Source organism: Pseudomonas izuensis (assembly GCF_009861505.1).
Classification (GTDB): Bacteria; Pseudomonadota; Gammaproteobacteria; order Pseudomonadales; family Pseudomonadaceae; genus Aquipseudomonas; species Aquipseudomonas izuensis.
Genome location: NZ_WTFT01000009.1, coordinates 13,230 through 27,538, shown reverse-complemented (window position 1 = coordinate 27,538; position 14,309 = coordinate 13,230). Strand labels below are relative to the sequence as shown.

Genomic DNA, 14,309 nt, shown 5'->3' with positions numbered 1-14,309 from the left:
TTTGAAACCGGTTAGATCCCTGTAGGAGCGAGTCCGCTCGCGAAAAACTCAGAGCACCGCGTTCTGTCAGTCAGCACGCGTTATCGTTAACGTCCATCGCGAGCAGGCTCGCTCCTACAACAGGCAACAAAAAAGCCCCGCCTCTGTACAGAGCGCGGGGCTTTTTTGATTCCGGTGGCGAGCGGTTCAAGCTCGCCGGGAATCATCAGAAGCGATAGGTCGCACCAACACCGAAACCGTTCGCACTGTTTTCGTACTTGGCGTTGTAGGACTGACCCAAGCGGTTAGTGCGTTGGACAGTGACATCTTCTTCCTGGAGGTAGGAGTAAGCCACATCAATGGTCCAGTCGTCGGTTGGGTTGAAGCCCGCACCGATACTGAAAATCGTCCGGTCGCCGGTAGGAATGCGTGGCGAACGATCAGTGTTGTTGGTCGGCGACTGGTCAAAGGTGAGACCGGTACGCAGCACCCACTGCTTGTTCAACTGGTAGGAGGTACCCACGGCGTAGGCCCAGGTGTCATGCCAGTTCTGTTCTTCCGTGATGGTGCCAACAATTTGTGGGGCGAGGGCACCACCGCTGGCTGCGGTTACGCCTTCGTTGTTGACGGTGATGTCTTTCAGGCGGCTCCAGCGAGTCCAGGTAGCACCGGCATAGAGTTTCCAGGCCTCGTTCATATCCTGAGTCACGGAAAGGTCATAGGACTCAGGTGTTTCGATCTTCAGCGAGGCATCGTAACGGTTGGATTTGAGCAGCTGAGGTGGCACGCCACCGCCGGCAGTCACTTCGGTGTGGCCGTCGAGCTTGTAGTTCACTTTCGAGTGATAGGTCAGGCCCACGCGAGTGGTGTCGGTGGCTTGCACCAGGACGCCGGCGTTCCAGCCCAAGGCCGTATCGTCACCCTTGATCTGGATATTGTTGTCGCCAGTCCTTGGGTTGAGAGAAATGTCCGATTGCAGCTCGCCGGAAATCCGGTTGATGGTAGGGCCAAAACCGATCGATACTTTATCGTTGAACGCGTAGCTGACGGTTGGCTGCAGAGTGACGACCTTGACTTCGCTCTTGCTGCCGAAAGCGCGGCCCTGAAAGCCGGTTTCGTAGTTGGTGATCAGCCCGAACGGAGCGTAGACACCAAAACCGACCGACCATTCATCGTTGAGTTTATTGGTATAGAAACCCATCGGTACGGTAGTGAACGGAACCATATCGCCTTTGTTGGTTCCGGTTGAACTGCCGCTGGCATCGCTGATATCGGTGGAGGCGTCGATCGCTGCGATACCGCCAGTGATTTGCTGGCCTTTGAGGCGAGACATGCCGGCAGGGTTGCCAAAAACTGTACTTGCATCATCGGCAGCAGAAGAACGCCCGGCGTAACCAGTCCCCATCCCGCTGATGCTTTGTTCGTTGAGGGCAAAACCACTTGCGAAGATCTGGGTGGATGCCAAGGCAACGGCGAGGCTAATGGTGGTTTTGAGCATTACTTTTTTCATTATTAGAACTCCTGATGATCACCGGGGCGAAAATTACCAACATTTTCGTTCCAGCGCCATAGGCTGTATCGCTTGATTTAGAGCGGTTTTGTAGGACAATCCGACCAGATTCGCGACCTGTTGTGCGATCTTTGGATCCAGGTGAGATCAGCAGGCAACCTGATTCAGCGGTGAAACACAGGTTTGCCAGGCGTAGGTGAAGTCTCTCAGGCGACCTTGGGGTTGGAAGGTCTGGCGCCAGATTCGGGCCATTCCCAACAGGTCGTCTGCTTCGGGGAGCGGGGTGTTCTGTTCTTCGACCAGCAGCCAGGCGATGGCGGTGGCGTAACGCAGGTTGACGGTCAACTCCAGGTGCGGGCCACTGAGAAAGGCATGCTGGCTGGCCAGGCCACGGACAAGGCTGGCGCGCTCGGGGTCGAGTGCCAAGTAGTGGTCCCAGAGTGCCTGGTGGCGGGGTTCGGCGATTCGATAGAGGCCGTGTCCACGGCGGTCGTGCAGTGCGGTACCAAGGGCTGACTGGCTGGCGGCGATGCCCAGCAGCAGGGATTCGGCGGTGGCGCTATGGCGTCCAAGGTAAATCAATGTCGGGCGGATCACATAGCGGCACAGTTCGCTGGCAGCGATACCCATAAAACCCTCGAAACATAAAATGGGCGGCGATACCTGAAAGGAGCGTTGGCAGCGGTGAATCGACTCAGGCTCGCCGGAAGCGGATGAGACCGCTTGAGTTGAAGTGTAGTGTCATATTGGTAACGTAAAGGCCTGTTTTTAAAATATTTCCGGCTTCGAGTTATAACCGTTATATCGGTTGGTGCTTAAGCGGGGGTGGGCTGACGTGAAATGGCGGGCAATAAAAAGCCCCGCTTTTTGAGCGGGGCCTTTGATGTTTCAGCCTTGCTGGCGTCTCAGGCAACCAGTGCCTGACGGGTACGTTCGATCACGGCCTGCAGCGGTTCGGCGCTGGAGTATTGATCGGGGTACAGGCGTTCGCTGTGACGGGCGATGCCGTGTTCGTTGACCAGGGTAAAGCTGAAACAGCCTTTGCGAGCGGCCATGATCAGGCAGTTCATTGGTGCAAAAGCGTTGGTTAGGGTGCGGATGGCATCCTGTGCATGGATTTGAGTAGACATAGTCATGGGTGTTCCTACAAGCGACACGGATAAGAGCCGTGCAAAATTAAAACGTTCCAGTAACGACGACCACCGTTGGTCGAACGAAGAACCCGACTGGAACAAAGCAGCCAGTTTGAAGCGCTGATAATTGGCGCGCTTGGGCTGGCAGGTAGGTACTTAGGAGGGCAGGCAACACATCGAGGGCAAAGGTTCTGGGCCCGGGGTGAAGATCCTGATCAATTTGCAGGTTGGTTCGGTCAGAGTAAGCGAGCCTGACAACACCCTTTGCTTTCGATTCAAAGGCTGTGTTGATGCAGGATTTACCTGGAAACCATCGAGGTGGTCGATCCCGCTTGTTCGGTGGAAGGCTTCCTGTGGGAAGGCTGACCGGGGGATTTGTTCGACCAGAATTGACTTTCAGCTTGGTACTAACGCCGCGGATACTAACGGATTGAACTGTCGAAGGGAAGTGTGTTAGCCAAAAAAGATCCGCCATCCATGCCATTTTCGGCGGCGTGAAGTGATTTGCCCCAGGTCATGAACCAGAAAGGTGCCCTGTAAACGCCCGGAATCCGACGGGTGGTCCGGTCGATCCGACCAGTGGAGAGCAGTCTGGATCACGGGTTTTGCGGGGTTTATCCCCAGGAAAAGAGAAAAAGTGCGCCGAAAAAGGTCAGCGATATAACCACCGCGAAGGTACTTGTGCACATTGGTAGCGCAGCCTGTCACCCCGCTGTCATCTAGCCTTCAAACGCAGTGGGTGCCTGTAACCAAAATTTAAGTCAATGAAAAACATCGCTTTTTTTTACTGGTGAAAAAATCGACAGTTTGTCTGCAGGCCCCATTCCATAGGGCTTTGCGCGGGTTCAGGGGCGGTTGTCCACTGAGTTATCCACAGCTTCTGTGGATTGTCCCGAGCGCTTGCTCTAGCACGGGCGTGCCGCGATTTTTTCACCTTTACCTGTAAGAAAAAAAGAGTAGAGTGGCGCGCCCTCCGATCTGCCCACAGTGCTTTATGAAGTTTCGTACACCGTCCGCGTCCTCCACGTCCAAAACATCCCCTGTTGCTCCGCCCAAGCGCTTTTCGATGCGGGTGGCCGAATGGCTGCTGGACAGTCCGCACCTGGGTGAAAACACCAACGTCAAACACATCGCCGGGCGTTTGCTCAAGCAACCGGCCCGTGAGGGTGTCGTGGCTGCGCAAAGCCGCCTCGGCCAGTTGATGTGCCGCGAGTGCGGCAATGCCAGGGACCGTCGCATCGGCCAGGACCTCTTGCGCCAAGCCGCGCGGGCAGGGGATCTGCGCGCACAACAGGAACTGGGCCGGATCGAAGACTGAGCTGTCCAAGACCTGACGCCTTGGTTAACCTTCAAGCAATATTTCAATGGCAGGAATGGCTATGGCTATGGACTTGACCAGCGCATTGCTCGGTCTGGGGGGCGCTGCTCTGCCGTTACTGGTGGTGGCCTGGCAACTTCAAAGCAGGGTAAGCAGGGCACAGGCAGAGACAGCGCTGCTGCAAGAGCGCCTGGCCACGGCGCAACTGGCGCAGGATGGCCTGAATGCGCAACTCGAAGCCTGTCGCGATGAAGTAGCCGATCTCGGCCAGTTCAATGCCGCCCGGCAAGCTGACCTGGCGGCGGTACGTCGCGAAGTCGAGCTGCTGCAAATCGAACGCGACGATGCGCGCGACGCCGCCCACGCCTGGAATATCGAGCGCGCTGGCAAAGATGCCGAATTGCGCCGCCTGGATGCCCATGCCGCCTCGCTCAATGCCGAGCTGCGCGAGCAGCAGGACAGTCATCAGCAGCGCCTCAATGACCTGCAAGGATCAAGAGATGAGCTGCGTGCGCAGTTCGCCGAACTGGCGGGGAAAATTTTCGATGAGCGAGAGCAGCGTTTCGCCGAAACCAGCCAGCAGCGACTGGGGCAGTTACTCGATCCATTGAAGGAGCGCATCCAGTCGTTTGAAAAACGCGTCGAGGAAAGTTATCAGGCTGAAGCCCGGGAGCGCTTTTCGCTGGCGAAGGAACTGGAGCGTTTGCAGCAACTCAATTTGCGCCTGAGCGACGAAGCCACCAACCTGACCCGTGCCTTGAAGGGGCAGAAGACCCAGGGTAACTGGGGTGAACTGATTCTGGAACGAGTGCTTGAGCATGCGGGCCTGGAGAAGGGGCGCGAGTATCAGACCCAGGTCAATCTCAAAGGTCCGGACGGCGAGCGTTTCCAGCCGGACGTGATCATCTATCTGCCCGGCGACAAGCAGGTGGTGGTCGACTCCAAAGTCAGCCTCACGGCGTATCAGCAATACGTGGCGGCCGAAGACGAGGGCATCAGCCAGATCGCCATCAAGCAGCACGTATTGTCCCTGCGCAATCACGTCAAAGGTTTGGCCGGCAAGGACTACAAGCGGCTCGATGGCTTGCACAGTCTGGATTTCGTGCTGCTGTTCGTGCCGATCGAAGCGGCATTTTCCGCCGCGTTGCAGGCCGAGCCGACACTGTTCCAGGAAGCGTTCGACCGCAATATCGTGATCGTCAGTCCGACCACCTTGCTGGCGACGCTGCGCGTTATCGACAGCCTGTGGAAGCAGGAGCGGCAAAGCCAGAACGCCCGGGAAATCGCCGAGCGGGCGGGGTGGCTGTACGATAAATTCGTGTTGTTCATTCAGGATCTGGATGAAGTCGGTAATCGCTTGCAGCAACTGGACAAAGCCTACAGCGCAGCGCGCAACAAGCTGACAGAAGGCCGCGGCAACCTGGTCAGCCGCAGTGAACAGCTGAAATTGCTCGGGGCGAGAGCAAGTAAAAGCTTGCCGGCGGATTTGCTGGAGCGGGCGATGACGGATGTCGACGGGCTGGTCGAATTACCGGAATAACCAGAAAAGCATCGCGAGCAAGCTTTGCTCCCACAGGTTGTGCCCCGAGCTCGCGGGCATGCATCAATCCTGTGGGAGCAAAGCTTGCTCGCGATGGCGTCATACCTGCCAGCGCAAAACTCAAACCATTACAACGGCAAATGCCGACTCAACAAAGCCCGCAACGCCGCCGGTTTCACAGGTTTAGCCAGGTAGTCCAACCCCGCCGCATGCACCTGGGCCATGGTCTCCGGTCGGCCATCGGCGCTGATCACCACGCCGGGCACCGGTTCGCCCAGGCGAGTGCGCAACCAGGCCATCAATTCAGTGCCCGTTTCGCCATTGTCCAGGTGGTAATCCACTAGGGCCAGTTGCGGCCGCACCCCGTCGCCGAGCAGCGCCGCGCACTCGTCGCGATTGCGCGCGGTCCAGACCTGGCAACCCCAGCGAGTGAGCAAACTGTTCATACCGATCAGGATGCTGTCTTCGTTGTCGATGCACAGCACCTGCGCACCGCTGAGCAATTTGCCATTGAGCTCGGCGGCCTTGGCCGGCAACGTGGCTTGCGCCCGGGCCAGCGGTACGCTGACGCTGAATACGCTGCCGCGCCCTGGCCATGAACGTACGCGCAAGGTATGCCCCAGCACGCGGCACAACCCGTCGGCAATCGCCAGCCCGAGCCCCAGGCCTTTCTCGGCGCGTGTCTGATGGCTGTCGAGGCGTTTGAATTCTTCGAAAATCACCTGCTGCTTATCTTCCGGAATGCCCGGCCCACGGTCCCAGACCTCCAGGCACAGCTCGCCCTGGCGACGGCGAACCCCCAGCAGCACCGGGCCTTTGGCATAGCGGAAGGCATTGGTCAGGAAGTTCTGCAGGATTCGGCGCAGCAGTTTGATGTCGCTTTCGATGCGCAGCGTGCTGCCCCGCACGCGGAACTCCAGCCCTTGATCCCGTGCCAGTGCCTTGAATTCGGCGCCGAGGGCATCGAACATCTCATTGAGCGCAAATGGCCTGGCGTCGGGATTGATCTTGCCGTTTTCCAGGCGGGAAATGTCCAGTAGATCGCTGATCAGGTCTTCGGCTGAACGCAGTGAGCTGTCCAGGTGCTGCACCAGTTTTTGCGCCTCGGCGGACAAGCCCTCTTCCTGATGGGTCAGGGCCGCGGAGAACAGTCGCGCCGCGTTTAAGGGTTGCATCAAGTCGTGGCTGACAGCGGCCAGAAAGCGGGTTTTCGACTGGTTGGCCGCTTCTGCGGTGCCCTTGGCTTCGGTCAGGGCCACGTTGAGCTGCGACAGCTCGTGGGTGCGTTCGGCCACCCGCTGCTCCAGGCCTTCGTTGGCTTCGGTCAGCGCGTATTCGGCTTCTCGGAACGGGGTGATGTCGGTGAAACTCATGACGAAACCGCCGCCCGGCATCGGGTTGCCGATCAGTTCGATCACCCGTCCATTGGGGAACAACCGCTCGGAAGTATGAGCGCGACCCTGGCGCATCCAATGCAGGCGGCGGGCGACGTGCACTTCGGCTTCGCCGGGGCCGCACAGGCCACGCTCGGCGTTGTGGCGAATGATGTCGGCAATCGGCCGGCCGACGCTGATCAAGCCATCCGGGTAATTGAACAGTTCCAGGTAGCGACGGTTCCAGGCCACCAGCTTCAGCGACTGGTCGACCACGCTGATGCCTTGGGTGATGTTCTCGATGGCCCCTTGCAGCAGCGCGCGGTTGAACTGCAGGACTTCCGAGGCTTCATCGGCGATGCGCACGACGTCCTCCAGTTGCATTTCCCGACCTTCGATGGCGGCTTTTACCACCGCGCGCGTCGACGAAGCCCCCAGGACACCGGCCAGCAATCGCTCGGTATGGGCGATCCATTCACCGTCGGCGTTTTGGCTCGGATTAAAGCCTTTGCCCTGGCGGTAGGCAAAACGGATAAAGCTCTGGCGGGCGCGCTCTTCACCGACGAAGCGGGCGGCCAGTTGCAGCAGATCGTCGATCTGCACCGCCAGCATCGAGCGCGCGCTGGGGCGGGCACTGATTTCCTGGCCGATGAAACGACCGGCCTGCCAGTGTTCCGACACTCGCGTGCGCGACAGGACCGAAACCCAGGCGAACAGGGTGAAGTTGCCGGCGAGGGACAGGACCACGCCTTGGGTCAGTGGCGTGATGGGCAGGTTCAGCGGGTTGCTGTGCAGCCAGGCCAGGCCCGGGAAATTGCTCAAGGGCAAGCCGAGGCTGTGGGCGGCGATGGGCAGTATCAGGGTGTAGAACCACAGGAAGGTGCCGGTGGCGAGGCCGGCGAATACGCCGCGACGGTTGGCCTGCTTCCAGTACAGCGCACCGAGCATGGCCGGCGCCAGTTGCGTCACGGCGGCAAAAGCAATCTGGCCGATGGTCGCCAGGCTCGCGGTCGAGCCCAGCAATCGGTAGCTGACATAAGCCAGCAGTAAAATCACCACGATACTCACGCGGCGCACCGACAGCATCCACTGGCGGAACACTTCGAACGGCCGTTCGGCGTTGTTGCGGCGCAACAGCCATGGCAACAGCATGTCGTTGGAAACCATGGTCGACAGCGCAACACACTCCACGATCACCATGCCGGTGGCCGCCGAAGCGCCGCCGATGAAGGCCAGCAAGGCCAGGGCCGGGTGTGCCTGAGCCAACGGCAGGCTGATGACAAAGGAGTCCGGCAGCACCGAACTCGGCAGCAGCATCTGGCCGGCCAGGGCGATCGGTACGACGAACAATGCCGCGAGGGCGAGGTACGTCGGGAACACCCATTTGGCCAGGCGCAAATCCTGAGGGTCGATGTTTTCCACCACCGTCATCTGGAACTGTCGTGGCAGGCAGATGATCGCCATCATCGCCACCCCGGTCTGTACCACCATCGAAGGCCAGTTAACGGTTTCTTTCCAGTACTCCTCGAGACGCGGGGCGAGCATGGCCTGATTGAACAGGTCGTCAAAGCCGTCATACAGCCCGAACGTCACATACGCGCCGACCGCCAGAAACGCGAACAGCTTGACCAGCGATTCGAAGGCAATCGCCAGTACCATGCCGCGGTGGTGTTCCGTGGCGTCGAGGTTGCGGGTACCGAAGACGATGGTGAACAACGCCAGCACCAGTGACACCACGAGCGCGGTGTCCTGCGCGCGAACCCCCATGGCGTCGGCGCCCGCGCCGATCAGCAGGTTCACCCCGAGGACGATGCCTTTGAGCTGCAAGGCGATGTAGGGCAACACGCCGACCAGGCAAATCAGCGCCACCACCACCGCCAGCGATTGGGATTTGCCGTAGCGCGCGGCAATGAAGTCGGCGATGGAGGTGATGTTCTCCTGCTTGCTGATCATCACCATTTTTTGCAGCACCCACGGCGCGCCAAGCAGCAGCAGGATCGGCCCGAGGTAGATCGGCAGGAATGACCAAAGCTGCTCCGCCGCCTGACCCACGGCGCCAAAGAATGTCCAGCTGGTGCAATAGACGGCCAGCGACAGGCTGTACACCCACGCACGCATCCGCGGCGGCAACGGCGTGCTGCGACGGTCGCCGTAAAAGGCGATGGCGAACATGATGGCCATATAGGCCAGGGCGACGGCGGCAATCAGCCCGCTGGACAGCGACATGGGAACTCCACACAACCAAGGACACCCGGACCTCCCGCCCGGACAGACAGTCTCGCACGATGGCAGGGGTTAGTCAGTGTCGACCAAGGTCGTGGCGTGGCGGGGTGTCGCAGGTGGGGTGTCAGTCAGATTTTCGGTGCCAGTGCGGGCCTCTTCGCGAGCAGGCTCGCTCCCACATTGGATCTATGCAGTAGCACAAATCCCTGTGGGAGCAAGCTTGCTCGCGATGAGGCCCTCACTGACCCAGCGCAATCCCGATCAACCGATGCAATTCCTCAACTTCCAGCGGCGCCTCGGAAAACAGTATGCGAAACACGATAGGCGCGGCCACCAGGTTGATCAGCCGATCGATGCTGGGCTTGGGCTCATCCGGGTAGCGGTCGAGAATGACCTGCAATTGCCCGCCAATGATCGTCGCGCAATAGCTCGGCTTGAGGCACGACTGCACGTCGCGCAGCATGTTGCGGCCGGGGGCAGAGCTCATTTCATCCAGATACTGTTCGGCCCAGGCCCGCACATCGCCTTGCAAGCTGCCGGTCCTGGCCGACTCGGTTTCCGGTTGCAGGCGGGCGAGCGCAACGTCCGCCAGCAGTGCCGACAAATCACCCCAGCGCCGATAAATGGTCGAGGGTGTGACCCCCGCCCGCGCGGCAATCTGCGGCACCGTCACGGTGGAGCGATCCTGCTCTTCGAGGAGCTCGCGCACCGCCTTATGAATTGATTCCTGGACCCGGGCGCTTCGGCCGCCGGGGCGTAAAACGGGAGCGGTCATCTGTGTTTCCTGTCTCGTGCCGGGGCTGTGCCCGGTCTTGAAAAGCCATGCACCGGACCTTAACACAAAGAATTTGCTTTAAGCGCGATCCGGTAGCACACTCCGCAAAAGCATAAAGTTAGCTTTTGCGGAGCGTGCCCATGTCCTCAACTCATTCCAACCGTACCAGCCTGTGGTTTCTGGCAGTCACTTTACTCAGCTTCCTGGCGGCCTCCACGGCGCCGACGCCCCTGTATCACTTGTACCAGGAGCAACTGCATTTCTCGCCTGCGGTGCTGACCCTGATTTTCGGCGTGTATGCCCTCAGTTTGTTGGTGGCGCTGCTGACGGTCGGTTCGCTATCGGATTACCTGGGGCGTAAACCGGTGATATTCACCGCTGTGTTGCTCAACATTCTGGCGATGCTGCTGTTTATCTACGCCGACAGTGTCGCCTGGCTGATCAGTGCCCGGGTGCTGCAAGGCTTCGCGACCGGCATGGCCACCGCCGTATTGAGCGCCACGTTGCTCGATACCGATCGTCAACAGGGCCCGTTGATCAACAGCGTGGCACCGTTGCTCGGCATGGCCCTGGGCGGGATGGGCTGCGGTTTGTTGGCCGAATTTGCACCAGCGCCATTACACCTGACCTATTGGTTACTGTTGGCTCTGTTTGCGATGCAGGCCGTGTACGTGTGGCGTTTGCCGGAGAGTGTCTCGCGCCAGCCAGGCGCATGGGCATCATTGCGGCCAACCCTGCACGTGCCGGTGCAGGCGCGCTCTACCTTGTGGCGGGTCTTGCCGCTCAACACCGCGACGTGGGCGCTCGGTGGATTCTTCGCTTCTCTGGCTCCATCATTGGTGCGCGCTGCCACCGGTTCGACGTCCAACCTGGTCGGCGGATCAACCGTGGCGGCATTGACGCTGACGGGCGCCCTGATGATCTTCACCCTGCGCAATCGACCGGCCTCCCTGGCGTTGCGGCTGGGTGCCACTTTGCTTGCGACAGGTGTGATCCTGATTCTGCTGGGCGTACACAGCGCCAACTTGCCGCTGTTTTTCCTCGGCACACTCGTTGCCGGTTGTGGCTTTGGCAGTGGCTTTCTGGGTGCCGTGCGCAGTCTGGTGCCGTTGGCCTTGCCCCATGAGCGGGCGGGTCTGATGTCGGCGTATTACACACTCAGTTATCTGGCGTTCTGCCTGCCGTCGTTGCTGGCCGGCAATCTTGCGCGCACTTTCGGGTTGGTGGCGACCATAGATGGGTATTGCGGGGTTTTGATCATCCTGTCGCTGAGTGCGCTGTTCTCACTGCTGCGCCAGCGCACTGTCAGTGTTTGTAGCGCTGCCGGTCGGTCATAAATAACGGCGCCTCGAGAGGCGCCGTTTTGTTGTCCGGAGTTAGATCTGCGCAAACCCTCCGTCTACAAACAATTCAATACCGTTGATGAAACTGCTGTCGTCCGAGGCCAGGAATACCGCGGCTTTACCCACTTCCGATGGCGACCCGAGGCGGCCCATTGGCACTTGGCTGCTCAGATAATCGAGCAGGCCTTGTCGTTGATCCTCCGGCGCGAGCTCGGTCAGGCCAGGGGTGTGAATCGGCCCTGGACTGATCACGTTGACCCGAATCCTGCGCGCCTTCAGATCCAGCAACCATGACCGTGCAAAGTTGCGTACTGCGGCCTTGCTGGCGCTGTACACACTGAAGTTTTCCGTGCCTTTGGTCGCAGTGGTCGATGCGGTGAGGATCACCGAGCCACCGTCCTTGAGCAGGGGCAGGGACTTCTGCACGGTGAACAGCAGGCCTTTGACGTTGACGCCGAAAATCCGGTCGAAATGTTCTTCGGTGATCGCCCCCAGCGCCAACATGTCTCCGCCACCGGCGTTGGCAAAAACGATGTCCAGATGACCAGCCCTGGCTTTGATCACTTCGAAAATCCGGTCCAGGTCATCAAGGTTCGACACATCACCCTGAATGCCAGTGACGTTCTGGCCGATGCTGCGAACGGCCGCATCCAGTTCCGCCTGACGGCGACCGGTGATGAATACTGTGGCGCCCTGGTCAACGAAGGCTTGAGCCGAGGCCAGGCCAATGCCAGTAGTGCCGCCGGTGATCAGTGCGACTTTGCCTTTGAGAGTGCTGCTCATGCGGTGAATCTCCGAGAGTCGTGTGGGAAGAGTTCGGCGCTGATGTGCACCGTTGAAGCCACTCTATGCCTGACGATTCGGCAGAAAAATCACCAGAATCGGGTTTGTTTGTACATGGTTGTGGACAATACTCAGGGCTCTTCGACTGAGGGTTGACCATGAATCAATTGCTGGCCATGCGCGTCTTCGCCCGTGTCGTACAGGCTGGATCCTTTACCCGGGCCGCCGATTCCCTGAACCTGCCCAAGACCTCGGTCAGCAAACTGGTGGCCGAACTGGAAGAACACCTCGGTGTGCGCTTGCTGCAACGCACCACCCGCCGCTTGACGGTGACAGCGGACGGCATGGCCTACTACGAGCGCGCCTTGCAATTGATGGTTGAGCTGGATGACCTGGACAACAGTTTCGCCAGTGCCCAAGGGCGTCCGCGAGGGCGGATCCGGGTCGATGTCGGAGGCTCGGTAGCCAGCATCCTGATCATTCCGGCCCTTCCGGATTTCCATGAGCGTTTCCCGGACATCCAGATTGATCTGGGTGTCAGCGACCGGTCAGTGGATTTGATCAGCGAAAATGTCGATTGCGTGATTCGCGGCGGCCCGTTGACCGAGTTGTCTCTGGTGGCGCGTCCGTTGGGTCTGTCGAGCTGGACCACCTGCGCAACGCCGGCTTACCTGGCGCGTTTCGGTACACCGACTGATCCCCGGGACCTGGAAAAACATCACCGAATCATCAGCTATCACTCGGCCCGCACGGGGCGGGTGATGCCGGCGCGTTTCGAGCGCAACGGCGAGAAAATCGAAATTCAGGCGCGTGGCCTCATCAGTGTCAATGAAAGCAACGCGCATTTGGCGGCGGGGCTGGCAGGTCTCGGAGTGATTCATACCTTTACGTACACCGTACAACCGCACATCGAGCGCGGTGAGCTGGTGCCGATTCTTCAGCATTGGCAGCCAGCGCGTTATCCGTTTCACGTGCTGTACCCGCCGAACCGCCACTTGAGCAATAGAGTGCGTGTGTTTATCGATTGGTTGGCTGAGTTGTTCGCCGGGATGGCTTAGTCGCTTATTTGTAAAATAGATAACACTTAGAGATATTACCCGTTATATCGATATTCTATTCAGATCTATGATGGGCTCTACCTCACCAGAGGACAGGAGTTCGTCATGACATGCACCCACACTGCCAAACCCGGTATCAAGCCTTTTCGCCATTTACAGCACCCGCGCGAAGTCATTCGCCAGTTCACCCCGAACTGGTTCGCCGCCACCATGGGCACCGGAGTGCTGGCCTTGGCGCTGGCGCAATTGCCCGTCGTTAATCCCGTTCTGCACGCCATTGCCGAAGCCCTTTGGCAGTTCAATATCCTGCTGTTCCTGTTATTCACGGCGCTGTACGCGGCGCGTTGGGTGCTGTTTTTCGATGAGGCGCGGCGTATTTTCGGCCACTCCACGGTTTCGATGTTTTTCGGCACCATTCCCATGGGCCTGGCGACCATCATCAATGGCTTCCTGGTGTTCGGCCTGCCGCGTTGGGGTGATGGCGTGGTTCAGCTCGCGGAAGCCTTGTGGTGGCTGGATGTGGCGATGTCGCTGGCGTGTGGGGTGCTGATTCCCTACATGATGTTCACCCGTCAGGAACACAGCATCGACCAGATGACCGCCGTGTGGCTGTTGCCGGTGGTGGCGGCGGAAGTGGCGGCTGCCAGCGGTGGCCTGCTGGCGCCGCATCTGGCCGATGCCCATTCGCAACTGGTGGTGCTGGTGACCAGTTACGTGCTCTGGGCATTTTCCCTGCCTGTGGCGTTCAGCATTCTGACCATTCTGTTGCTGCGCATGGCGCTGCATAAACTGCCTCACGAAAACATGGCTGCCTCCAGCTGGCTGGCGCTTGGACCTATTGGCACGGGTGCGCTGGGCATGTTGCTGCTGGGGGCCGACGCTCCGGCGATTTTCGCCGCCAATGGTTTGCCTGGTATGGGTGAAATCGCGGCCGGCCTGGGCCTGGTCGCCGGCATCACGCTGTGGGGCTTTGGTCTGTGGTGGATGCTGATGGCGGTATTGATCACCCTGCGTTATCTGCGCGCCGGTATTCCTTTCAATCTCGGCTGGTGGGGCTTTACCTTCCCGTTGGGCGTCTATTCTCTGGCGACGTTGAAACTGGCCAGCACGCTGCACCTGACGTTTTTCAGTGTCTTTGGCTGTGTGCTGGTGACGTTGCTGGCGGTGATGTGGCTGATTGTCGGCAAACGCACCGTGCAAGGCGCGTGGCGGGGCGAGTTGTTTGTCTCGCCTTGTATTGCGGGATTAAAGAAATAACCGGCAAATTTTCGGTA

The 14,309-nt window shown here is 59.4% G+C and carries 11 protein-coding genes; 5 read left to right on the top strand and 6 right to left on the bottom strand.

The window, feature by feature from the left end:
- Positions 1 to 205 precede the first annotated feature (205 nt).
- From GPL81_RS08820 to GPL81_RS08810, 3 genes are all read right to left on the bottom strand, one after another.
- On the bottom strand, positions 206 to 1,489 hold the full coding sequence (locus GPL81_RS08820; RefSeq protein ID WP_160106426.1) for an OmpP1/FadL family transporter: 1,284 nt from the start codon (positions 1,487 to 1,489) through the stop codon (positions 206 to 208).
- 147 nt (positions 1,490 to 1,636) lie between these two features.
- Positions 1,637 to 2,119 carry a hypothetical protein gene (locus tag GPL81_RS08815; RefSeq protein ID WP_096509671.1) on the bottom strand — a complete coding sequence of 161 codons (483 nt, stop codon included), beginning with the start codon at positions 2,117 to 2,119 and terminating at the stop codon, positions 1,637 to 1,639.
- Between the two features lie 275 nt (positions 2,120 to 2,394).
- Complete coding sequence (locus tag GPL81_RS08810) at positions 2,395 to 2,619, bottom strand: hypothetical protein (RefSeq protein WP_003204606.1); 225 nt, start codon at positions 2,617 to 2,619, stop codon at positions 2,395 to 2,397.
- Between the two features lie 997 nt (positions 2,620 to 3,616).
- On the opposite strand from GPL81_RS08810, the gene GPL81_RS08805 reads away from it, so the two are divergent.
- Positions 3,617 to 3,940, top strand: coding sequence for an SEL1-like repeat protein (locus GPL81_RS08805; protein WP_160106425.1), 324 nt, complete (start codon positions 3,617 to 3,619; stop codon positions 3,938 to 3,940).
- A gap of 175 nt (positions 3,941 to 4,115) precedes the next feature.
- Positions 4,116 to 5,480 (top strand): DNA recombination protein RmuC, encoded by a 1,365-nt coding sequence (locus GPL81_RS08800; protein WP_178122579.1) that lies wholly within the window; start codon positions 4,116 to 4,118, stop codon positions 5,478 to 5,480.
- 128 nt (positions 5,481 to 5,608) lie between these two features.
- On the opposite strand, the gene GPL81_RS08795 is transcribed toward GPL81_RS08800, so the two are convergent.
- Positions 5,609 to 9,079, bottom strand: a complete 3,471-nt coding sequence (locus tag GPL81_RS08795; protein WP_160106423.1) for a hybrid sensor histidine kinase/response regulator — start codon at positions 9,077 to 9,079, stop codon at positions 5,609 to 5,611.
- A gap of 235 nt (positions 9,080 to 9,314) precedes the next feature.
- A complete protein-coding gene (locus GPL81_RS08790) occupies positions 9,315 to 9,851 on the bottom strand; it encodes a TetR/AcrR family transcriptional regulator (RefSeq protein ID WP_160106422.1) in 537 nt (178 codons plus the stop codon).
- Between the two features lie 140 nt (positions 9,852 to 9,991).
- On the opposite strand from GPL81_RS08790, the gene GPL81_RS08785 reads away from it, so the two are divergent.
- Positions 9,992 to 11,188, top strand: coding sequence for an MFS transporter (locus tag GPL81_RS08785; RefSeq protein ID WP_160106421.1), 1,197 nt, complete (start codon positions 9,992 to 9,994; stop codon positions 11,186 to 11,188).
- Between the two features lie 39 nt (positions 11,189 to 11,227).
- Here GPL81_RS08785 and GPL81_RS08780 read toward each other — a convergent pair whose 3' ends face one another.
- Positions 11,228 to 11,977: an SDR family NAD(P)-dependent oxidoreductase gene (locus GPL81_RS08780; RefSeq protein WP_160106420.1), complete on the bottom strand. Its 750-nt coding sequence runs from the start codon at positions 11,975 to 11,977 to the stop codon at positions 11,228 to 11,230.
- 158 nt (positions 11,978 to 12,135) lie between these two features.
- On the opposite strand from GPL81_RS08780, the gene GPL81_RS08775 reads away from it, so the two are divergent.
- Positions 12,136 to 13,035: a LysR family transcriptional regulator gene (locus GPL81_RS08775; protein WP_160106419.1), complete on the top strand. Its 900-nt coding sequence runs from the start codon at positions 12,136 to 12,138 to the stop codon at positions 13,033 to 13,035.
- Positions 13,036 to 13,140: 105 nt separating this feature from the next.
- A complete protein-coding gene (locus tag GPL81_RS08770; RefSeq protein ID WP_160106418.1) occupies positions 13,141 to 14,292 on the top strand; it encodes a TDT family transporter in 1,152 nt (383 codons plus the stop codon).
- The last annotated feature ends 17 nt before the right edge of the window (positions 14,293 to 14,309 follow it).